Raw genomic sequence first — 24,090 nt, forward strand, 5'->3', positions numbered from 1 at the left:
AACCCCTTTTCAATTTGCATTTCGGTCACTCCAGACTACCTGCATTGACCGAAACCACTTTTCATATTCCATTTCGGTCACTCCAGACCTCCTGCAACGACCGAAACCCCTTTTCAATTTGCGTTTCGGTCACTCCAGATCTCCTGCAATGACCGAAACCCCATTATATTTCAAATCTCGGTCACTCCAAACCCACTGATTTATATCGTACCGATGAAATTCAATGAGGAGATATCCTTGGAATCTACGGCACCATCCAAAATTTTCTTAACGTCATTTAATGTATCCTTGAGACTAACTTCCGCTCCTTTAATACCCGTAAAGTCTTCAGCAACATAGAATGGCTGTGTCAAATATGCCTCTAAACGTTCGCCTCGATGATACGTCTCAATTTCTGAAGCAGGGATACCGTTAATCCCCTTTACATTTACGAGGGAACGTAGTTCACGGTAGCGGCGTAATAGTTTTTGCGCTTTTTGTTGGATGGTATGGTGGTTTTGATCTAGGTGAGCGCCTTCCAATACGGAAGATGTAGAGTAGATTGGGTTTACCGCTGGGAATCGATGTCTTGCTGCTAAGTCCATATCAAACTGCCATAATGTTTCAAGCGGTCCATATGGCAGGTCTTCATCCACTGAGGCCCCTTTTAAATCTAGTAAAAAGGTTGTAACGGACTTGATATCGACATCTTGTAATTTTTCTTGAAGCTCGTAGATTTCCCCTGTTAAAACATGTGAACGGTCAGCAACAAAAATAATCTCTTTAGTTTTACCTACCACTGACATCTCTTCGAAAGCCTTTTCAATTGACTCAGCAACAATCTCTGTATCTTCTAGAATTTCCGCTAACTCTGGGTGATCGTTTTCTGGTTTTAATAATACGGTTGCAAAACCCTCTCTCTTAAAACGGTAAAATAATTCTGCTAACACAACCAACTGACCCATACCTGGTCGAGCAACAAGCCCAATGGTGCCTCCCTTTACAATTGGCGCAAACAAATCTAAAGTTTTAATTTTCGTTTCAATCATCTCTACATTCTCCCCTCTTAAAATCAATTCATCTAGACTACATTGTGCTAATTCTGCTAAAGCTACGATCGTACGTACTTCAGAGCGTCCTACAGGAATTTTCCCAGTGCATAGGTTTGAAACGGTTGCAGGCCGTAAACCCACTTCCTTTGCAGCACTGGTAAGATTGGGCACCCTTCTTCGCAACAATGGAACATTCAATCTTATATTTTCCATTATTTTCACCTCCTTACTTTATATAGTAAATTATGTTACTCTAAGACGCAACAATAAGTTACGCTTAAGAGTAATTTTTTTAACTTTAAACGTAATAAAAAGAAAAAGAAAGAATTACAGTTTTGAATCACAACAGGATAAGGGTTTTGCTAATTAGTTTGGGGGTCTTTGTTTGGTACCGAAAAGATTCCGTAAGTTGAGGTAAAGTTCCGTTTTTATATCTTGAAATTCTTACGTATCATGAGGTTATGTTAATGCAAAACGTTGATATAAAAAAAGAACAGGGCATGTATTTTGAACACGCTCCGTCCTGACAAGTGACGAGGACGGCCTTACAGCCGTCCTCTCGTATAGTGTTTGGGTGCTTACTGCAAGTTGCCTACGCTTTTGCTATTGTGGAACGGATTGTTGTTACTCCATGATGTAGCACTCACGGATTTGCGTGTTGCCCTTGGTGTCGACGTAGACCTTGTAGGCTCCAACCTCATAGGTGTCGGCCGCGTTATTGCTGATGCTGAAAGTCTCGCTGATGACGTTCGTGTTGCCGTCGGACAGCTCCTCGGAGATTTTGATAGTTAGGTTGTTCTTGTTGCCGGACAGCTGCTCGACCGAGGCCGACGGAGTTGCCGAAAGCACAACAATCTCTTTCCAACCGGCGTACAACGTCATGTCGTTGGTGACAGGCATGTCGAAGTTCCATGGTGTTTCAAGCTTGGAGTCGCTGAACCAGCCGTCAAACAGGAAGCCGGCCTTGGTCGGGTCTTCGGGCTTTTCAATTTTGCCGCCCTCACCCACAACCAGAGAAGCAATCTCAGAACCACCGTTTGTATTGAACGTCACAACGTGATCTCTATCGGTGGCGTCTACTCTCACGTTGTGTAGCATGACGGTGTTATTGGTTGTCATACCGCTGCCGGCGTAGTCGTAAGAGGAGTTGCCAGAGTTGTTAATGCGAATGCCGAAGCCACCAAAATTGTTGTTACCCAAATCGCCGGTTTCATCCGTCCACGAGAGGTCGACCGAATTGGGAAGATTTTGTTGGATTTGCAACGGCGTCTTCTTGGACAGCGTCGAGGCCTGTACGCGAAGGGTTCTGCCCGTTACAGAAACGGTCATGGTGCTCTTCGGCATAAACGCAGCTGTCCTAAGTGGCTGGCTCAACGGAGTCTGATTGGTGCCATCATATTTATACAGCGTCCAGATCGTTGCGTTAGAGCCGCCCGCAGCGGTACGTTCTACGCGCAGGCCATACCCCACGCGGGTCGCTGGATCGTATTTTACATAGATATCCATGAAGTTGCCGTTCCCGCCGAAGCCCTGACCCTCTACCTTACTGGAGGAGTAGTTCAGGACCATCGACATGTCGCTGTAGTTGCCGGTTTGACCGAACACGAATCTGGTGTTCGTACCGCCGGAATTGTTCTGAAGTCCCCAAATCTTATCCGTGCCGTTGGTTCCAATCCCCCATCCCCACGGGACTGCTGTACCGCTCACACGGTCAAAAAACCATCTGTTCTTCGTGGTGGTATGGTCTTCATTGATAAAATACAAATTCTTAAAGTCGGTATACAACGACTTTTCCGTTACATCGGCCGCCGTGACCGCACGCTTGGTGTATACCGTGATGGGTGCGCCGGTGGAGCTGAACTCATACTTCGGTGTGATAACGGCGCGCAGGTAGTAACCTACATCGTACTTATTAAGAGCGTATTTTTTATATGGTTCGTCTACAAAGAATTCGTTAGTGTCGTTGCGCATCGTCCCGATATGAATGCCGTTTGTAGTATCGGGACCTGTCTCGTGGTACCATTCGATCACGGAGGTATCCTTGTATCCGAGCTGGTCCAGCGTATAGCTAAGCGTCGCAAGGTTCTCGCTGATATCAATTGCGGGTGTCGTAACTACAGGTGCGGGGACAGCCGTCGGGCGGATATACAGCGTCGCGCCGGCTGAGATACCGCTCGGAAGCGTGCCCGTCACAATCGTCTTAACGATCGCGCCGGTATTGTTGGGCTTGGCAGTCAGCGTAATGACTCCAGTCGCTGCGTCAACGGTGCCGTTCAACAGATTCGTATCGTACGACCAAACGGTATTTTTCACGTCAACAGAATCCGCTGGAGCCGGGGCGGGTGTCAAAACGGCCCTGTTGGTATTGTCCGTTTTGTCGGAATACATGGTTTTGCCCTTTGCTTCGATTAAGAATCGATACGGAAGGTGGGCGTAAGGTTCCCACTCAGCGTTGTACTGGCCTTTAGGGTCCCAACCGTCATTCCCCTTTAAGAGGTTATACACGTTGTATTCCTCGCCAACTTTAAAAGCATTGAGGGCGTTTCCAGTAAGCGTGACAGAGGTTTGCGGCTGTGATGGGCTGATTACGAGCGGCTTTTTTTCCTCACCGATTGTGTTGTTCGACACAAAGTGGCGGGAGTCCTCGCGCACCACGTTTTCCCACTCGACAGATTCGATCCGGCCAGTGAACTGGGTATCGATGATGGCGAAGATCCCGTTCGCGTTAGGGCCGATTGCGCTCGACTGCTTGGCAAGATAAACATCTGTACTGGTCATTTGCGGCATGCCGATGACTTTGCTGCCCAAAAGGACGCTGACGCCCCCATTACCGGCACCGTTGACGGACGGATGGTTGCCGAAGAAGTGGAAGGTACAGTTCTCGTACACATTGACACCGCCGGCGAAAATAGAGTCGTCGGTTAATTGGAAAAAGCTGTCTTTGAAATACGCACGTGTGGGCGCAAGTCCAAGCATCATGTTCAAATAGCCGACGAACCGCGTGTTTTTAAAGTACAGCTTATCTGGCGCACCCGTGCCGTTAGCCCTTGTTAAAACCTCGGCATGATTTTTGGAGTCTAAACGCTTTTTCATATTTTGCGACGGATCTCGCGGATAAACCAAATCCTCCTGCGCGTAATTTGCAATGGTGATGTTCTCGCTGTGGAAGCCCGAGGATATGCCAAGTGAATACCAGCTGCCGTTTGCGCCTAAGCCGGTCTCGCCCCCCTCGCCTCGGTTGCCACTGATGATCGCGTCTGTAGCATCCTCAGTAAGGCCGAGGAAAGAGATGTTTTCGCCCAAAATGCTAAGGCCGATATTCGGACCTGCAATCACGCCGCCTTCCTTATACGTCAAATCCGTCCAGTACACGCCGGGGACTACGTACACAGTCGTGCCCTCGGGCAGTGCCAGCTCACGTTGATTTTCGGACAGCGTTCCCAAGGTCTGCAGCGTCTTTGCGACGTAAGGGTTTTCAAGCTCTTCAGCCGAGGCGTAGGCATTCAGCAGACGATGCTTCTCGTCCACCTGGACCCACTTTGCGTACAGCGTCATCAATCCGACGACCTTGTTGTTCAAAAAGTCCCACATATGGACGCTGGTGGTTTTATCCGTGTACCAGCCCACAAATACCAAACCGTCTTTTTTAGGACGCTCCGGAACCTCGAGCGTGTCGCCGGCGTACACGTGCTGAGGATCGACTGCGCTGCCGCCGTCGGTGTCAAACGTTACCAACAGGGATTCGCCGCTTACCTCGCCGGTTAAGTTGTTGATGAGGTCGTTCGCCGCTTCTAAGGCAGTACGCGCTTCTTGTGCCGCAGCCTTTTCCTCAGACGAATCTTCTTTGGCAGTTTCCAAACCGTTCGCCAGTGCTTTTACTGCGGCCATCTGCGATTGCAGCTGGGCAACCGTGGTAGTGTTGTCCGGCTTGGCCTCCTTCAATGTGGTTACCTTGTTCTGGAGTTCCATCTTAGCGATTTCCAATTGGTTGATTTCTTCTTGATCAAACCCAGTGCCTGCCGGGGTAGCTACGTCATTGCCTTCCGCGGCAAACGCGATTGTCATGAACATGTTGAGCACAAGCAGAACGCTGGTCAGAATACTGACTGCTCTTTTTACTGCCATCAGGCATACACTCCTTCTCTTTTTTATATTAGCTCTGTTATCTTTCATTGTTGATTTTCGTAGGTATAGAACATAAGCGGAGAAATTCCTCCTAATGGATATTTAGAGGCTTAAAAAGCAGAAATAAGAGGAGCTTCTCCGCTTAACTTCACTATAAAGGACAATAATCAAAGATTTGGACCCTATAGGCGGAAAAACTCCCTTTATTTTTAATGAAATATGGGTATTTCCCAATTTAAGCGGAATTTCTCCGTTTATTTTTCAAACACTTTCAGTTACAATAGAACCTTTATATTTGAAAGCTGCCCTTCACACCCTCTAATGCTCTCCTCCCTTATGGCACCGCTGCTTCGGGTAGATTGGCGGCGCCGGTTGGGTTAAAGTTGGTTTTGCACCTTCGTCTTAGCGGTTTCCAATTGGACTTACTCTACGATATAGCACGCGCGGACTTGTGTGTTTCCTTTTGTGTTGACGAAGACTTTGTAGTCGCCGACAGTATAAGTGCCTTCCGCATTGTTTTTGATGGTGAATATATCAGTAATTTCATGAGTTGTGCGATTTTGATAGGTTTCTGTTACTGTCACAGTCAGCTCATTTTGATTAGAGTTTAGTTTATTGACCACTGCTGAAGTCGCAGCATCCACTACTCTCAACTCGCCTACCAGATAAACATCCGACCATTCACTCGCACCGGCAGAGTTGAGGGCGCGGACTCTAAATGAATATGCGCCTCCTTCTTCAGCCTCGGCAAGAATGGATCTTAGATTGGCAAACTGGTCGATATCCTGGGTAATGAAGCTTGTTGGACGGCCATTGGCTTTAACTGTCTTAAGGGTTGTCCACTCATTAGAGCCTTGATCCCATTGAATTTCATATTTTTCTGTCAATACATCTTTATTCACCCAGTTGACGGTGAAGGTATTTTCATGGACAACTATTTTACCTGGCGCTTCAATAAATTGTCCCACCGCAGAACGTACTTCATCATTAATGACAACACTTGAAATTACAGGAGTTGTTGGCGCCTCTTGTACTTTCGCAGCATGTTGGGCACCGGAATAAGATTCAATTTCAGTTCTTAAAGCCTGGGATTGTTCCGCTGTACCTGTTGGCCAAACACCTTCTTCACTAGGTCTGAACTTCCAATCCAATTGCGCAGCCGGACTTGTTGACATATTTGGATTAGTAGTGGTCGAATCATGGGCAACGACGATTCCCACATCTTCTTTTACATTAAAGTTTTTTGCAGAGCTTTCGTCAAAAACATTCGGTTGAAGGTTCAGAGCAGCTTCTCTGAGGGCATCAAGGTCTTCTTGGGTAATGCCAGGCATGACATCGTTAAGGGTTCTAAAGCCTTCTAAGGTTTCAGGGAAATCCCCTTCCGTCACAGCTTCATAAGAAACGATAAATCCTGGGGCATCACCGAAGAAGTGATTATATCCGGCATTTGGAGTTCCTGATGGCAAGTCAGATCCGAAATCGTTGGATTGGAAGCCTCTTGCGTGTCCTTGACGGCTTCTCAGGAATGGGAAGTTGACATGGTCGAAAATATTCCCTTCTGCCCAAACGTTGGCATTATGGGCAGCACCGATTCCATAACCAGTGTTACGTTCAAAGAGAGTATTATGATATGGATGTCCTTGAACGTCTTCGAATAGGTTGTTGAAGACGTGAACGCGACCATTGCGCACCCGTGGTGTTCTTTCTTCAGAGCCTTCGAACCAGTTATGATCGATGGTTCCATAGTGCGCGCTGATTGAGCTGGTACCGCCACCAATCAGCATTACTTTACTGCTGCCGTTGAAGTGGTTGTAGGCAATGGTGTAGTTTCTTGCGTGGTTGGTGACATCAACTGCGCCGTCGCCTTTCGCTTGGTCCGGATCGGCCGCATTAGCAAGGTACAGATTTTGGCCATAACCAAAGTTGTTGTTGTGCACCCAATAATTTGAAGCTCTTGTGGTTGTGTTTTGACCATTAAGTTCAATGGCGTCATTTGGCCAATAATCGAAGTTCAGGTTGCGGATGACAATATTGTGGGCGCCCCCGGTACGAATACCCCACCCATAAAGTAATGCATCCGGACCGATACCTTCAAAGGTGATATTTCCGTTACCTGCACCGACTAAGCGGTCATCACCGGTAACAGTCCCTACGAAACGAACGATTAACGGCGTACGTTTATTTGGAATATCTCCTCTGTCTGTTTGCAATACTGCATTTCCCCAGAAAGTTGTTTCTTTATTTTTTTCGGTGACATAGATGATTTTTGCTTCAGGATTTACGCGTCCATCAGGCAGATAACCACCTACGGCTCCATCTAAAGCAAACTCATGATTTCCTACAAATTCATTTTCATTAGACGGAACAAACGCAGCTCCATTACGTGGGAACGAGCGCGTTTCCAAATTGGAAAACGTTTCAAGGACTTTTCCTTCTCTGTCCCGAATCTGAATTTCATATTCGCCTTTAGGTAGGCCGGGAATATCCACGCGCCAGGTGCCGCGGGCTTTGTCTACTACACGAACCAGCAGTTTGTTTTCTTCGTCATTAACTAACGTCCAGTCTGTTAAGAAGTCTTCGATCAGGCTGCCATCGCGCCAATCGACGATGTTTTCTCCTTTGATATAAACTTCATAGTCTGCATCAGTGCTTCCTGTCCAAGTCGCAAAAGCGGTCTCAAACCAGGTCCCGGCTTCTGTGGTAACTATTTCATTAGAAGCTGCCGACACCGGCGAATCATTTGAGAAAATCGGCACGTACTCGAATGATGAAAACGCCAACATCGTCACTAATACGATACCGATTCCTTTTTTTACTCTTGAATAAAACATTTTGATACTCCTCCCCTTACTCCGTTCACACCAAGGAAATAACCCCCTGGTATCTTCTTTTTTTGACCCTTTTGCTTCCGGTCGAAGTTTCAGTAACTCCCCTTGAAATATCAATCTGATTTCCTCCTTTCTTGATTAATTCTAATGAAAACGGTTTCTTGGATATATTAAAGATTTTAATATGTTTGGTTAAAATTTTAAGATATTATGCGAATTTTCCCATTTATTAAACAATCTGTTAAATCGCTTTCACTAAAATGATTTATTACTAAGAAAAATGATTTCATTTAATGAGAATAACCTGTAAGAAAATTACAACATTTTCCGAGAACACAATAAAAAGGTTCAAATCAATTGCGATTTGAACCTCAAATGGTACTTTTAGAAATCTTCTGCAAAGCGTCTTCTATATTTAGCACTATGACAGGCGTCACAGGTTGGAAACGAGTGATCCCAAGGGAGGTTCTTTCCACAATTTCTACATTTTTTTACGAATTTTCGAATATCCGTTTTTAATTTATCTTGGACCTTGTCACTCATTTCTTCACGCAGCCGTTCCCAATAAATGGCCTCGGTGCGCTCGCCTAATCGATATAAAAAGAGCAAATGCAAACCAAGGGCTTTATATGCTAATTCAAGATCCTCTAAACTCCGCTCCTTATAGGGTGGTTCTGGTAAAGGCGTACCCTGGATGATCGCATACATCGTATCTTCCCATTGTCTGGTTAACGTCGGTTCATTTTTTGAAAAAGGAAGGTGTAAAAACCCATATAGGTCCATTAAAGGTAATCGCGCTTCAATTTCAGTCCCAGCTATCAGATTGTAAAGTGAGCGTTCTTCCGCTAATGATGCTTTTTTCGTTCCTGGAGGGCTTTTAAATTTCCCCCAAAGCTCAAAGAATGTTCCTAAATCACGATAATACCGTTGGAACCGTTCGAACACCGAGTTGGTTGGTGCGATAGCAAACGTATGAACGGGTTCATCCTCTTGATTCAATAATCTCCTCATTAGCCTAATGTCTTTCGTAAATGCGACCTTCCCGACATCATAGATCCCTTTACGTCCGGCTCGTCCGGCAATTTGTTTCACTTCTTGCGAGGTTAACAACCGCCTTCTGGTTCCATCAAATTTCTCATTTTCTAAAAACACAATCCGGCGAATAGGCAAATTTAAGCCCATTCCAATCGCATCTGTGGCTACAATGACCTTCGTTCTACCGTTGTTAAATTGCTCAATTTGCTTTTTTCTTGTTTCTGGCGGCATGCTGCCGTAAATCATGCTGACAGAATGACCATCACTTTGAAGTCGAGACGCCGTTTCAAGCACCCGTCTTCTTGAAAAACAAATCAGCGCATCCCCTTTTTTTACATGTTTAATATGGAATTCTTTTGATTCTACTTCTAACGGGGTATCCCTGCTGTATTCATGGATCTCAATGTCCGATTCTCCTAACAGCTGCAGCAGCATCGGTTTTGAGTTCCTGCTCCCGATAATATGGACTTCATGAGCGTTTGCTTTTGTTATTGCTTTGTACCAAGAGAAGCCACGGTCCTTATCAGTAATCATTTGTGCTTCGTCTTTGACGACGATATCATAACTTTCCTTTTCATGAAACATTTCTACCGTGCATGAAAAATGGTTAGCACCAGGAACGATTTTTTCTTCTTCACCTGTTTTCAGCGAACATGGTGTACCTTCTGCATTTAACTTATCATAAACCTCCAGCGCTAAAAGCCTGAGTGGAGCTAGATATAAGCCGCTGTTTGCCTGCTTCATTTGCTTAAGTGCATGGTGAGTTTTTCCCGTATTGGTTTCACCAATATGAAGAACATACCGAACTCTGCGTCCCAGTGATGGATTGTACTCCTGACCGAAAATATCCTCCATCATTCGCTCTTCAGCTTCTCGTTTTCGTTTTAATTCTGCTTCTTCCTCCGCCTTTTTTCGTTCTCTTTCGGAGTAGTCCTTTTCAAAAATACGCTGATGGACTGTTAGGTCAAATGGAAGTTCTGCAATTTTCAATAAATCCGAAAGATATTCCGCTTGAATATCTTCAATAAAATAATCTTCCACTTCATAAAATAGCTGTGTCATACTCCCCTTAATGAAGGAAGGTGTCAATTTTTCATCAAAGGCTTCTTGAAATTGTTCCTTCATCTGTTGTGGAAGCTTTTCCAGAATCCTTTGCGGGATTAACTCAGACAGATAGTCCGAAATTAAGCTTTCATAGACAAAAAAATAGGTTTGATATTCATATAAACTTCGTCCCCAGTGAACCGTCTTATGAATATCTCCTGTCAGTTCCTCAAAAAACTTTGCCACTGTCGTGTATGAATCAGGATTAAAATTGCCTTCATCCACTAATTTTTCTTCAAGCGCAAAGGTATCCACACTTTGAAATTTCACATTGTTCTTGATGTCTGCAGCCAATTGCTTCGCAGTAAAATAACGTACATAAAGATAAAATTCTGGATAATCCTTTTCCAATATTTCAGCCGCAATTTCTTCTATCTTTTCTGCTAAGGTATGGCGCAATTCGGCCAAGCGGTTCACTTCTTGTCTTTTTATAAAATCTGCTTTTGCTTGGTGATATCTTTGTTCCCATTCCTCTTCTTTTCCGGCAAACGTTTCTTTGGTCCATTCCTGCACATGAAAAGGCTGATATTCTCTCATTTCATCCCGAAATAACTTATTTATAAGTTTGCGGTCTACTCCTTGCACTTCAAACCCTTTTTCCCGTAAAAACTCTTTTTTTTCGTTCTTTGGAACATCATTTGTGACCTTATTTAACCAGACATTAATCCAAATTTGCTCCAGATAATGTCCGCGGTCATTTAAATATTGATTAAAAGACGGAAGACTTTCTTTTGATTCTAAATAAAAATTCATATCTTCGATGACTTTATTCTTGGTATGTTCAATGGCTTGAGGGTAAATGGCGGTTAATTTACTCAACTTCATCCCTCCTGTTCTATAATTTGGTCATTCAAGTGTATCAAATAACTGGAAACAGAACTAATATTAAGCCCCTAAATTTCGCGTTTATTGCAGTATTGATCAACTAAATCCTCTATCTGATCTAGTTCTGGAAAATCACCTGAAAATTCAAATTTGATTTCTTCAATGAATCGATTCTTGTTATATACATGAATTGCTCCATTTTGGTGGCTGACACTGTATTCAGGTACAAAGCGAAATCCGTTTCGTTCAATAGCTCCCATGATAATCCCCTTTTTTTAAAATTTTTTTTAGTATTTACTAATAACCGTTCATTAATCTCCAAATTCGCCGTTCCCTATCGGGTACTAAGAGAACGGGTCTAATCATATTCTCATAGGAGAAAACCATTAGAAGGAGTGGGAAGTCAGGTGATTAACGTGAAGGTTCGTTTACGGCCTATGGTTAGTAAGATAAATTTACCCACTGTTATGAAAACGGCTATGCTGCCGGGTGACTCAATGGAAAGATTATTTATTGCCACCCAAGTCGGAGAAATCTTTTACTTAAGTAATGGAGTTATTAGACCTTTTTTAGATATTCGGCGTAGGGTTATAAAACTTGGTTCTTCTGGTGGTTATGATGAACGAGGATTGCTAGGACTGGCGTTTCATCCCCAATTTTATTATAACGGTCTGTTTTATCTTCATTATTCAGTTGAGGAAACACAAGGTCCAGGTGCTCTTTCTGAATCTTTTACACCTAACCCTTGTGACCCGAGAACTTTAAATCTAAGGTGGATAAATAGAGAAACTCAATATGACCATATTGATACAGTGGAGGAATGGATTTTACAATCGAATGGTCAACCTCAAAAACGCCGGACATTACTTAACGTAAGAAGACCTTTTATGAATCATAATGGTGTCAACAGCTTGAACTTTTCACCTGAAACAGGAAAACTTGTTCTAACAACCGGGGATGGTGGATCAGGCTATGATCCATTTAATTTAAGTCAGGATGCGATGGAAATTGCAGGTAAGATCATTGAAATCGACGTTGTAAAAAATACAGGTATCCCGAACCCACCCGTGGTCACACGTTTCAATGAACTTCCCATACCTATTCAGGAAACGCTTAGTATAATGGCCAAAGGAGTTCGCAATATATCAGGCATTTCCTATCAAAGGTTTCATCAACAGTATATTAAATATGTGGGAAATGTCGGACAGGATTTAGAAGAGGCGATTTTTTCATTCTTTCATTATAAACCCATACCAGTTACTCAGCTTGTTCAAGCCGCTTCGATGAATGTTCACCTTGACCCAGAAGGATTCGTTAACTTTGGCTGGCGGGGGTGGGAAGGTGCTTTTCCTACTTCATTTATCAGGGGCTGCACGAATAATCCGGCCTTAGATGAGAAAATAATTGCTTTTTACAATGAAGCAATAACTACTTCAGTGAGGCGTCTTCATCCTTTGACTAGTTATTATCATAGAGATCCACGACCAGATAAGTTTAGTGGAACTGCACTAACAGGAGTGCAAGCCTATATGGGGCATGCAATTCCCGCTTTATCGGGAAGCGTTGTGTTCATCGACCTTTCCCGGAAAGAATCTCAACCTCAGGCTAGAGGGGCATTAGCTTACACCCAAGTAAGACAGGATAGGAAACAAAGTGATTTTAGTGTGATTAATACTGATTATGATTTTGGGTCACAAGCCGCTTACTATGTTAGTTTGGGAAGTAATCTAGATCAAACCAGACTATATTTAGGGGTTTATGGATCTATGAGGGTGACGGATTTGAACCATGGTACTGTTTTTGAAATCGTTCCTTAATTCTTCCAAATAAAAAAGGGAGTGGAGTAAATCCATTCCCTTCCTGGCTACGCGCCAATTTGTCATTAAAATTTAGTGAATTTTAGTTTGAAATCACCTTTATATGGAACATGTTCAACGGTTATCGTTATGTTTTTACCATCTTTGTCTTTACCCACTCTTTTATAGGTAAATTTCTTTTCATTCAGCTCTGTTAGTTCAAGAACTGCACCGTACTTCATTCCTAATGAAACATGTGCTCTTATTTTATTCCCGTGAACTACATCGTAATACCCGTAATCACCACGGCTGGTACCTGTTTTCGCATCAAAAAATTCATATTTATTTGTCTTAAAATCATATTTCGCAAGCCCTAGAAAATTTGTGTTATAGGCTGACACATCATTGCCGTTTTCATCTAATGCCACAGTCCCTTGCCAAATGGTATCAGATAGAATTTTATCTCCATCCTTATCTGTAACAATTTCTCCAGTTTTTGTTACCAAGTTCTTATCTGGATCCGTAAAAGATAGATTTGTTTCTTTATATGGAATATGATCAACAAATACCTCTATATCGTTACCATTTGCATCTTTTCCCATTCTCTTATAAGTAAATATGTCTTTATTGAGTTTTGTTATTTCCACAACAGCTTGGTAACCCATTGATTCAGATATTAATACTCTAAGCTTTCCATCATTGGTGATAAAGAACGTTCCTTTGTCACCGCGGCTCTTTTTTGTAGTTTTATCAAAAAATTCATATCTCGCGGTTTCATCATCATATTTTGCAAGACCAATAAAGTTTGCATTCTCCTTTGTTAAGTCATTTTTATCCTTATCATATACTTTTGTACCTTGCCAATTTGTGCTACTTAAAATATTAGCGAATTCCTGTCCTTTGGTTTCCTTATTTTGTTCACTTCCCTTTTTTTCAGTTTGTTCTTGTTTCTGGTCATTTGTTTGCGCTTGTGTGATTGTGCTGCATCCTGAAATAACTAAAGTTAACCCAAGAAGAATAGATGGTAACATTTTTGCTTTTTTGTTCATTTTGTGGTCTCCTCATTTCTTTATTTTGGTGTCAATTACATGGTTTTGTTCCTGATTAAGTCTTTACACAACCTAGTTATTTTGCCCCTGCTTTTAACAATATATTTTCAATCTTTTTAAAACCTTTCTTACGTGCATGCTGTAAAGGGGTTACATTATCATGATCGGGAATATTGACATCTGCCCCATGATCAATTAGCAATTGCACTGTTTGCTGCTGTTTTTCATCATCATTATTCAAAATAATAGCCTCTAGTAAAGCTGTCCAGCCGAGATCATTTATATGATTAATATCAATATCAGTTTTGGTAAGAAGTTCTTTCATAACATCTACATATCCATGTTCTGAGGCAGGAATTAAAGCAGTTCCTCCATAACGGTTCGTTATAGTTGGGTCGGCACCAGCTTTAATCGTAAGTTTTAGAATTTCAATATACCCTTCAGCACCAGCATACAGGAAGGGGTTATTTTCCATGTCATCCTGGATGTTGACGTCTGCCCCCGCGTCAATAAGTATTTTTGCAGTCTCTGCATCGTTGTTGTATGTTGCAATCATTGTGGAAGTTCGCCCTTCTGAGTCCTGTGTGTTAATATCGACACCTTCCTTAATCAATCTTCTTACGGTATCCGCATCTTCGCCTTTTACTGCTTGTATAAGTTGTTCCTCCATATCTATCTCTACTTTTATCTCATTCTCCTGTTTATTTGAATTACCATCATTAACAGAGACACATCCATGAAGAATGAATATAGTTCCAATGACTATTGCTTGTCGCCTCCACATTAGTTTCACCACCTATCGGTATATTCTATTGCTATCCTCCCTCATTCATTTGGCCATACATTTATGTTAATCCGTAATATTAAACTCCCTCGAAAGAATTTCTTAAAAAAAGATAAACTTTTTCAAAAAATTTTTTCATGAATATAAAAAAATATCCGCCACTTTATGTGACGGATTGTATTTATAATATTTATTTATTTTAAACATTGAATCGATAGCCTGCTCCCCAAATCGTTTCCAAATATTTCGGCTGGGTAGGATCCTTTTCAATTTTACCGCGTATTTTTCTGATATGGACGGTTACAGTTGAAACATCTGCTGCCATTTCATAGCCCCAAATATGTTCATATAGCTGCTCTTTGTTCAAGACTTGATTCGGGTGATTCACAAGAAATACTAACAAATCAAATTCTTTTGTTGTGAAGGATGTCTCCTCACCGTTAAGATAAACTTTACGCGCTGACTTATCAATCATAATCTCTTTAACCTTAATCATATTTGATTTTGTCTGATTTCCAGCTAGTCGTTCATATCGATCTATATGTGCTTTCACCCTAGCTACCAACTCACTTGGACTAAATGGCTTTGTAATATAATCATCTGCACCTAAACCGAGACCTCGAATTTTATCGATATCCTCTTTTTTTGCGGAAACAAACAGAATCGGAATATTTTTAACTTGCCGTACTTGTTTGCATATATCAAACCCATTTACGCCAGGTAGCATGATGTCTAAAATAATCAAATCATAATCATTTTCTAGTGCCATTTGGAGTCCTAAATCACCAGAATGTTCAACATCTACAAGAAACTGATTAATTTCCAGATAATCTCTTTGTAATTCTGCGATACTTACTTCATCTTCGACCAATAATATCTTTTTCATCTTTACACACCTTTCTTCAAAGAAAAGAAAACACTTGTACCTTTGCCTTTCTCGCTCGTTGCCCAAATCTCCCCTTCGTGCTCTTCAATGATGTGTTTGGCAATGGCTAGTCCTAATCCACTTCCGCCAGTCCGGGAATTTCTAGACTTTTCTGCTCGGTAAAAGCGATTAAAAATATATGGCAACGCAGAATTTTCTATTCCATAGCCATTATCCGTTACTTCTACAACGGTATCAAAAGGGCCTTCATGCAGTTGAATTGCAATATACTGATTATCTTTATTCATATACTTAACACAATTGTTTATGAGATTTACTAAAACACGTTTTAACTTCTCTCGGTCAGCGGACACATAGATCGGTTTATTCGGTGGATGATGGTGAATCTGTATCCCTTTTTGAACTAAATCTAGATGAAGTTTTTCTACAAAATCTCGCATATATTCAACAAGTTCAATCGTTTCAAAAGTGAAGGACTCTTTCTTTAAATCTAGTTTTGAAAATAAAAATAGTTCATCGATTAATGAATCCATATCCCTCGCTTTGACATGAATGGTGGTTAAATACCTCTCCATTTTCTCTTGGGTATTTGCTACACCGTCTTTTATTCCCTCCACATAACCGATAATTGAAGTAATCGGTGTTTTTAAATCATGTGAAATATTTGAAAGAAGTTCTTTTCGATTTTCCTCATATTGAAGCTGAAGGGCGATCGACTCCTTTAGTTTTATCCTCATTTCCTCAAAAGTTTTATTTAATTGTCCGATTTCATCATTGGAAGTTGTTTTGATCTCAAAATGTAAATCACCCGATTTAATCCGTTCTGCACCCTCTTTAAGAATGGAGATTGGCTTGATGATGCTTCTTGACACTAAATAGTTTAATAACCCAATAATCATAATAAATAGAAGTAGTAAAAGACCTAATAAAATGGGAAACAGTTCTTGAATCAATTGAGTATTCGAGCTTACCTTCCTTAATACAAAAATACTTCCTTTGCTTTTGTCCGTAAAATAAAAATCAAACTTCACATACGTAAAATAGAAGTCATTGAGTTTAATGGAATCCCGCGTGTTTATATTCGTTTCCTCAAACTTAGGAAGTGACATAACCAATGCCTGACGATCTAATGTGGAAGTCGCGTACACAATGTTGATATCTTTTCTAACGACAATTTTGATATCTTGCTGTTCAAGCTTCTCCAGTGATTCTTTATTTAATAGCTGCTCAGAGTTATTTTTTGCCAAAAGCTTTAAATCAAGAAACACACTTTCCTCAACTGGAGTCAAAGGTTTTTGAAGATATGATTTCTTATAAAAGTTCGTGATCGAATTTACATCGCCCGTAATGGTAAAAAGCAGCAAATAACCAGCAGCTAAAAACAAAGAGATTGAAAACACAATTACCCCCACGTACGACAACAGAAACCTCATTTTAATGGACATACTTCACCTCCAATCCACCACTTTCGCTAAATTTCCATAAAGACTAATTGAACCATATCACACAAATCTTAAAAATTTCGAAAAAATAAAGAAAAAATCTCAAAACAGATTAGAAAAAAATACAAAAAACGCTGCATAAACAGCGTTTTTTGCATAAATGGTGCCTGTCACCTTTTTGCTCTATTTGCTTAATGGACATCATGCTTCTTGAAGTTACCACCTTTAACTTCTGCTACATCATATACGATAACAAAGGCGTTCTCGTCAATTTCGTTAATGATTTCTTTCATTTTGCTATCTTCTAAACGGTTAATCACGCAATTGATTTCTTTGAATTTTTCGTTTGAATATCCACCTTCTACTACGTTATACGTTGCACCACGCCCTAAGTTCTCACGAATTTTTTCTACCATTAGTTCAGGCTCATTGGTAATAATCTTAAAGGTCTTAGAACCACTTAAACCTTCTTCCACGATATGAACGACCTTAGAGGCAATGTAATAAGCAATTGCCGATAGAATAGCTCCTTGAAAGCCGAAGACTGTAGACACAACGATAAAGACGAACATATTTAAAAATAAAATAAGATCACTTGTTCCAAAAGGTAATTTCCGAGAAAGTAAAACGGCTAACATGTCAATTCCATCTAACGCACCGCCATTTCGCAATGCTACCCCCATTCCAAATCCGATAATGATTCCACCAACAACCGTTATTAACAAGGTATCTCCTTCAATAATCGGTGTTAAATGGTGCATTAGGATCGTACCAATTGCTAACGACGCTATTCCAATAACTGAATAAATAGCAAAACTCGTGCCAATCTGTTTATATCCTAAAAATACGAATGGTATATTGAGTACTGCAATGAGGAGTCCTAAAGGAAATCCAATTAAGTTGGCACCAACAATACTCAGTCCTGTCACACCACCGTCTGATACATGATTAGGGATTAATACAGTTTCTAGTCCATATGCAGTAATAAAAGCCCCAATAATGACCAATAAAGCACGTGTAATCATTTTTAGTTTATTGGTTTTTTGTTTAGTATTCGCACTCAATTTAATCTCCTACTTTCGTAACTATTATATATTTTCACCTTTTTTCTTCTATGTATTCTACTCTGTCCCACCCTTCCGATTTATTGAATATATTCGAAACTACCCAGTTAAACAAAAATCGGCTTCCGAAGCAGGAGTACACTAAATACTGGCGAATAGATCGTAATACTGGCCAATACCACTAGTATTATTTTTGCAGGATCGGCTGTAAGACTCTCCAAAGAGAAAAGACCAAATCGACTATCCGATTTGGTCTGCTAATGAATTGTTATTCTCAATTGTTTTTCTTGCATGATTAGAGAACGACCTAACTTAGTAGGCACCCTCGCTTCTAATTTATGCTGTCGTATAAACTTCCTTCTTATTTGATTCATGACGAATCGTTGCCTGTGCTGCCGCTAATCTAGCTAGTGGCACACGGTATGGTGAACAGCTTACATAATCTAGTCCAGTTTTGTAGCAGAAATCAATCGATGTTTTTTCGCCGCCATGCTCCCCACATATTCCTGTTTTCAATGCAGGCTTTGTTCCACGGCCAAGTTTAACGCCCATTTCTACTAATCTGCCTACACCATCTTGATCAAGGACTGCAAATGGATTTTCAGGCAGTACCTTATTTTCGATATAGTTTTGAAGGAACTTGCCTTCTGCATCGTCCCGGCTGTATCCAAATGTCGTTTGTGTTAAATCGTTTGTGCCAAATGAAAAGAAATCTGCTTCCTCAGCAATTTGATCAGCGGTTAGTGCTGCACGTGGAATTTCAATCATCGTTCCAATCGTATATTCAAATAACTTCCCTGTTTCTTCCTGCACCTTTACAGCCGCATCAATTACAAGCTGGCGCATTTCTTTCAACTCATTGACATGACCAACAAGTGGAATCATGATTTCTGGCTGAACTTCCATGCCTTTATCTTCAAGTTTAGCAGCGGCATAGAATATCGCCTTTGCCTGCATTTCATAAATCTCAGGATAAACCATTCCGAGACGGCAGCCGCGATGTCCGAGCATTGGGTTGAATTCGTCTAATTGTCGGACCTTTTTCAATAGCAGCTCTTTCTTTTTCAGTTCAGGTGAAGCAGGATCAAGAATTTGCAGCTTCGTAACTTCCACTAACAGCTCTTCCTTATCAGGTAAAAACTCATGTAATGGCGGGTCTAATAAACGGATCGTTACTGGGAATCCTTGCATGGCTTCAAATATCCCTACAAAATCACCCTGCTGCATTGGGAGCAGTTCATCCAGGGCTTCCATTCGCTCTTTGTAGCTCTCAGCTAAGATCATTTTTTGAACGATTGGAATCCGTTTTAAATCCATAAACATATGTTCCGTACGGCATAGTCCAATTCCAGCTGCACCGAATTCAAAGGCTTTCCCGGCATCCTCAGGATTATCGGCATTGGCACGAACTCCAATCTTCCTTTCTTGGTCAGCCCATGTAAGTAAAAGCTGGAATTCATCAGAAAGCTGTGGTTCAATCATCGGAATTTCTCCAAGCATGATTTCTCCTGTTGAACCATCAATCGTGATGACATCTCCATAGTGGATCACCTTCTCGTCAACGGTAAATTGTTTTGCTTTAACATCAATTTTCAGTGCGTCACATCCGCAAATACAGGCTTTACCCATCCCGCGTGCAACCACTGCAGCATGACTTGTCATACCGCCTCGGCTGGTCACGATTGCCTGAGCGGCTACTATTCCGTGAATATCATCAGGAGTGGTTTCTGGACGAACTAGAATGACCTTTTTACCAGCATTCCCGAGTTCCTCTGCTTCGTCTGCATCAAACACGACTTGACCCGTTGCTGCACCAGGGGATGCCGGAAGACCTTTTGCTAATAGCGTACGTTCATATTTATCGTCAATACGACGATGAAGAAGCTGATTTAATTGATCTGGGTCAACACGAAGCAATGCCGTTTTTTTATCAATGATTCCTTCTTCCACCATTTCAACCGCAATCCGAATCGCAGCTTGAGCTGTCCGCTTACCATTACGGGTTTGAAGAATAAACAATTGACCACGTTCTACTGTGAATTCAATGTCCTGCATTTCTTTGTAATGCTTTTCTAGACGTTTACATGTGTCAGCAAATTGTTTGTAAACGGCTGGCATCTCATCCTTTAATGTTTGAATTGGCTGTGGTGTACGAATTCCTGCTACCACATCCTCACCCTGAGCATTAATTAAGTACTCTCCGTATAGGACATGCTCTCCTGTTGAAGGATTTCGAGTAAAGGCTACACCTGTACCTGAATCATTACCCATGTTTCCGAACACCATACTTTGAATATTTACAGCAGTTCCAAGGTGATCAGGAATTTTATTTAAGCGGCGGTAGACAATGGCACGCTGATTATTCCAAGAATCAAACACTGCATTAATGGCAAGAAATAGCTGTTCCTTTGGATCCTGTGGAAATTCTTTTCTAGTATGCTTTTTAACAATTCCTTTGTAGCCCTCAATGACTTCTTTCCAGTCTTCAGCAGTCATTTCCGGGTCAGCACTATAGCCTTTATGCTCGCGTGTTTCTTCTAATAATTGTTCAAAATAGAAGGTATTGATATCTAGGACAACATTACTGAACATTTGGATGAACCGACGGTAAGAGTCATAAGCAAAACGTGGATTATTCGTTAGTTTCCCCATACCGATGACCGTTTCATCATTCATACCTAAGTTCAAAACTGTATCCATCATCCCTGGCATTGAAAATACAGAACCTGAGCGGACTGAAACAAGCAGTGGATTTTCAGCATCACCTAGCTTTTTCCCCATTTTCTCTTCTAAGCTGTTTAATGCTCCTAATACTTGACTCTCAACAAGCGATGGGATTGTTTTTCCTGCTTCATAATAAGCATTGCATGCTTGAGTCGAAATGGTAAAACCATAAGGTACTGGTAAGCCGATACGTGTCATTTCGGCTAAGTTTGCCCCTTTTCCTCCAAGCGTTTCCTTCATATTTCCATTTCCTTCATGAAACAAGTAAACGAATTTTTCCATCATTATAAGCTCCTCTCTTTTTTCAACACATCTAATATTAATCCAGCTGTTTCTTCAATTGCTTTATTTGAAACATTGATTATTGGACAGCCTACTCGCTTCATAATTTTTTCAGCATAATCCAGTTCATCAAGAATTCTTTCGAAGCTCGCGTAACTTGCTTTTGAACCTAACCCCAATGCTTTTAACCTTTCGAGACGAATTTCATTTAATTTATCGGGAGAAATAATTAATCCAATACAATTCTTTCTCGGTATCGCAAACAATTCCTCTGGCGCTGGTACCTCTGGAACCAAGGGAACATTCGCAACTTTAAAGCGTTTATGAGCTAAATACATCGATAATGGTGTCTTCGATGTCCTTGACACACCGATTAAAACAATATCGGCCTTAAGAATTCCCCGCGGATCACGGCCATCATCATACTTAACCGCAAATTCGATTGCTTCTATTTTTCTAAAATACTCTTCATCTAGTTTTCTCATTAATCCCGGTTGATGATGAGGAGTCTTATTAAAACTAGTGGTGAAGGCATTAATCAAGGGACTAAGCAAATCCACTGCCATAATGTTTTCTTCCGCCGCCCTGCGATCCAAGTATTCCTTCAATGCTGGTACTACAATCGTATAGGCAATGATTGATTTTCTTGTTCTAGCTAGAATAAGGACATCCTCAATGTCTTCAAAATCATCAACATAGGAATTTCGTCGAATCTCGACATTTCCTCCGTTAAATTGTGTTGCTACCGCTTTTACTACAAACTCTGCTGTTTCCCCAACCGAGTCCGAAACCACATAGACTACTTCCTTCTCTCCTAAAATCACTGCCACTCCCCTTTATACCGAATTTTGCCCCATTATTTCTAGATATGCTCGTGTTATAGTTGTTTTCGTAATCCGACCGACTAATAAATATGTATGGTTTCCCGGATTAATTTCTTTGACTACAGGCAGGGAGTCAATGTGATTGGTAATCATTTTTTTTGCCGCCTCTAACAAGGTTTCATCAGGTGTGACGGTTATGATGTTCGGCATTCTGGTCATAATGACACTGCAGGGTAATTCTTGCAAATCTTTATTGCCGATGGCTGTTCGGAGTAAATCCTTTCTCGAAATAACACCGGCTAAATAGCCGTCACTGTCAACTGCATAAAGCGTCCCCACATCTTCTAAAAACAGTTGAACAATGGCATCATATACGGAGGTAGATTTTTCAACCACAATCGGAAAAGCTTTATAATCCGCAACTTTTCGGAGAATGAATTGTTCCGCTTGCTGCTTGACCTCATGGTTATGATTGAAAAAATAACCAACGCGTGGTCTAGCGTCTAAATTCCCTGCCATCGTTAAGATCGCTAAATCTGGTCTTAAGGCTGCTCTTGTTAAGGAAAGCTTCTCTGCAATTTGCTGCCCCGTAATCGGACCGCTTTCCTTCACAATCTTAAGAATTTCATCTTGGCGCTTTGTTAGTTTAATCACATTGACCCCCTTTTCAATATAATCATGTTATAATTTATGTCTAAATTTTAAATGTGCTATACTTATTAATATATAGTATATTACATTTATACACTTTAGGGAACAATTTGTTCAACATATTTTTTGACCAAATTAAAAAACTCGTCAAAAAAAGAATCCTACCTTAATAGGATTCTTGCTATTTTTGACAGTTAGGACAGAAAAAGGTTTTACGAGAAGAAATCATTTCTTTTATGATTGTGCTTCCACACCTTTTGCAATTTTCTCCTTCTCGGTCATACACCAAACAAAGATTATTATATCCACCTGTTAGGTTATCTCCTTTGAAAAGAGGATTTTCCATGTAACCTCCATGCTGCAACGCGTCGAGTAGAACTTGCTTCATCGACTGGTAAAGTTGATTTCGTTCATTCTCCTCAATTTCTTCTATACTCCGTTTCGTTTTGATTCCTGCGTGATAACAGATCTCGTCAGAATAACAGTTCCCAATCCCTGCAATAAACTCTTGATCAAGAAGTTTTGATTTGAATTTCCCCCTTCTGTCACCAAGAAGCTTTAAAAAGGCTTGTGCTGTGAATTGCGGATCCAACGGCTCTGGACCGAGTGGGGATAATTCTTTGTCAACATCCTGTTGATTATATAAATGTAAATACCCCAGGCGAAGCCCGATAAAATAAAGATGGTGATTGCCAAATGATAAACGGACCTGAATCGTCCGGTTTGGTTTGTCTTCCTCCGTCCCAAAATAAATCCAGCCGCCGAGCATTAAATGAAGCAACATAACTTGTCCATTATCTAAATGAAATAGTAAATGCTTTCCCCTGCGATTAACTGAGACGATCCTCTGATTTGTGACAGTGTTAATGAAGAGATTTGGGTTCACATTAACAGATTTCTCTCGATTGATTTGTACGTGAGTAATGGTTTGACCCGTTATTTTTTGATTTAACAATCTTCGGTAATTTTCCATCTCTGGCAGTTCAGGCATGAATCCACTTCCTCTCTGCTGCTTTTTCATATCTTTTCCCCGAAAACGCAAAAAAACCGAACTTTTTAAAGTTCGGTTTACGTATCATTATTTATGAAGTGGGCCTAAATGGACTCGAACCATCGACCTCACGCTTATCAGGCGTGCGCTCTAACCAGCTGAGCTATAGGCCCAATTAGTAGAATTGGAGCGGGTGATGGGAATCGAACCCACAACAACAGCTTGGAAGGCTGTGGTTTTACCACTAAACTACACCCGCATTTAAGCACACCATCAATAGTACATGTAGTATTATAGCACCCAAATGATAGGATGTAAACTACTATTTATCTTTTTGAAGGTTTTTAAGCATCATCAATAGTTCCAATGAATCCTTCGCCGTGATAAATTCACCATTAACAATCGCGTAAGGAGATATTTTGCATTCTTCACATCGACTTTGACAATGATACTCTTTATATTCGATATTTTTTTTACTCAGAAAGGTATTATATTCATTTTGTAAGTCTTCTGTTAGAAATCGGTCGAGATTTTTCTCACAAAAATCAATTGTTAATTTCTTTTCTTTTTTTAAAAGTTTCGTAATAAAATTCATTTGTTAAACAACTCCACAGCCTGTCATCTTACATTAAGTATACCAATTATAGCT

Annotated in this window: 16 protein-coding genes and 2 tRNA genes; 1 reads left to right on the forward strand and 17 read right to left on the reverse strand. The window is 41.0% G+C overall.

Annotation, left to right across the window (positions count from 1 at the left end):
* Positions 1-200 precede the first annotated feature (200 nt).
* From F4694_RS28825 to F4694_RS28845, 5 genes are all read right to left on the reverse strand, one after another.
* Positions 201-1,244, reverse strand: a complete 1,044-nt coding sequence (locus F4694_RS28825) for a P-loop NTPase family protein (RefSeq protein ID WP_179603367.1) — start codon at positions 1,242-1,244, stop codon at positions 201-203.
* A 411-nt stretch (positions 1,245-1,655) separates the two neighbouring features.
* On the reverse strand, positions 1,656-5,156 hold the full coding sequence (locus F4694_RS28830) for an InlB B-repeat-containing protein (protein ID WP_179603368.1): 3,501 nt from the start codon (positions 5,154-5,156) through the stop codon (positions 1,656-1,658).
* Between the two features lie 422 nt (positions 5,157-5,578).
* Positions 5,579-7,987 (reverse strand): pectate lyase family protein, encoded by a 2,409-nt coding sequence (locus F4694_RS28835; protein WP_179603369.1) that lies wholly within the window; start codon positions 7,985-7,987, stop codon positions 5,579-5,581.
* Positions 7,988-8,368: 381 nt separating this feature from the next.
* Positions 8,369-10,942 (reverse strand): helicase-related protein, encoded by a 2,574-nt coding sequence (locus tag F4694_RS28840; protein ID WP_179603370.1) that lies wholly within the window; start codon positions 10,940-10,942, stop codon positions 8,369-8,371.
* A gap of 74 nt (positions 10,943-11,016) precedes the next feature.
* Entirely contained in the window at positions 11,017-11,208 is a 192-nt protein-coding gene (locus F4694_RS28845) for a YbxH family protein (protein ID WP_179603371.1), read from the reverse strand.
* A 147-nt stretch (positions 11,209-11,355) separates the two neighbouring features.
* Between F4694_RS28845 and F4694_RS28850 the strand changes: the two genes are divergently transcribed.
* Complete coding sequence (locus F4694_RS28850) at positions 11,356-12,765, forward strand: PQQ-dependent sugar dehydrogenase (protein WP_179603372.1); 1,410 nt, start codon at positions 11,356-11,358, stop codon at positions 12,763-12,765.
* A 65-nt stretch (positions 12,766-12,830) separates the two neighbouring features.
* On the opposite strand, the gene F4694_RS28855 is transcribed toward F4694_RS28850, so the two are convergent.
* The 12 genes from F4694_RS28855 to F4694_RS28910 form a co-directional block, all read right to left on the reverse strand.
* The gene (locus F4694_RS28855; RefSeq protein WP_179603373.1) at positions 12,831-13,793 is read right to left on the reverse strand and encodes a DUF4822 domain-containing protein; all 963 of its coding nucleotides are present in this window, start codon (positions 13,791-13,793) and stop codon (positions 12,831-12,833) included.
* Between the two features lie 76 nt (positions 13,794-13,869).
* The gene (locus F4694_RS28860; protein WP_179603374.1) at positions 13,870-14,577 is read right to left on the reverse strand and encodes an ankyrin repeat domain-containing protein; all 708 of its coding nucleotides are present in this window, start codon (positions 14,575-14,577) and stop codon (positions 13,870-13,872) included.
* Between the two features lie 199 nt (positions 14,578-14,776).
* A complete protein-coding gene (locus F4694_RS28865) occupies positions 14,777-15,463 on the reverse strand; it encodes a response regulator transcription factor (protein WP_179603375.1) in 687 nt (228 codons plus the stop codon).
* A gap of 2 nt (positions 15,464-15,465) precedes the next feature.
* On the reverse strand, positions 15,466-16,908 hold the full coding sequence (locus tag F4694_RS28870) for a sensor histidine kinase (RefSeq protein WP_179603376.1): 1,443 nt from the start codon (positions 16,906-16,908) through the stop codon (positions 15,466-15,468).
* A gap of 188 nt (positions 16,909-17,096) precedes the next feature.
* On the reverse strand, positions 17,097-17,930 hold the full coding sequence (locus F4694_RS28875) for a YitT family protein (protein WP_179603447.1): 834 nt from the start codon (positions 17,928-17,930) through the stop codon (positions 17,097-17,099).
* A gap of 375 nt (positions 17,931-18,305) precedes the next feature.
* The gene (gene ppdK, locus F4694_RS28880; RefSeq protein WP_179603377.1) at positions 18,306-20,975 is read right to left on the reverse strand and encodes a pyruvate, phosphate dikinase; all 2,670 of its coding nucleotides are present in this window, start codon (positions 20,973-20,975) and stop codon (positions 18,306-18,308) included.
* A 2-nt stretch (positions 20,976-20,977) separates the two neighbouring features.
* The gene (locus F4694_RS28885; RefSeq protein WP_308806859.1) at positions 20,978-21,805 is read right to left on the reverse strand and encodes a pyruvate, water dikinase regulatory protein; all 828 of its coding nucleotides are present in this window, start codon (positions 21,803-21,805) and stop codon (positions 20,978-20,980) included.
* Between the two features lie 6 nt (positions 21,806-21,811).
* Positions 21,812-22,453 carry a helix-turn-helix transcriptional regulator gene (locus F4694_RS28890; protein WP_179603378.1) on the reverse strand — a complete coding sequence of 214 codons (642 nt, stop codon included), beginning with the start codon at positions 22,451-22,453 and terminating at the stop codon, positions 21,812-21,814.
* Between the two features lie 178 nt (positions 22,454-22,631).
* Positions 22,632-23,441 carry a bifunctional DNA-formamidopyrimidine glycosylase/DNA-(apurinic or apyrimidinic site) lyase gene (gene mutM / locus F4694_RS28895; protein ID WP_179603449.1) on the reverse strand — a complete coding sequence of 270 codons (810 nt, stop codon included), beginning with the start codon at positions 23,439-23,441 and terminating at the stop codon, positions 22,632-22,634.
* Between the two features lie 99 nt (positions 23,442-23,540).
* Positions 23,541-23,614: transfer RNA gene (locus F4694_RS28900), tRNA-Ile, on the reverse strand.
* A 12-nt stretch (positions 23,615-23,626) separates the two neighbouring features.
* A tRNA-Gly gene (locus tag F4694_RS28905) sits at positions 23,627-23,700 on the reverse strand.
* Between the two features lie 63 nt (positions 23,701-23,763).
* Complete coding sequence (locus F4694_RS28910) at positions 23,764-24,036, reverse strand: DUF1450 domain-containing protein (RefSeq protein ID WP_179603379.1); 273 nt, start codon at positions 24,034-24,036, stop codon at positions 23,764-23,766.
* Positions 24,037-24,090 lie beyond the last annotated feature (54 nt).

This window comes from Neobacillus driksii, assembly GCF_013409995.1.
GTDB lineage: Bacteria > Bacillota > Bacilli > Bacillales > Cytobacillaceae > Neobacillus > Neobacillus driksii.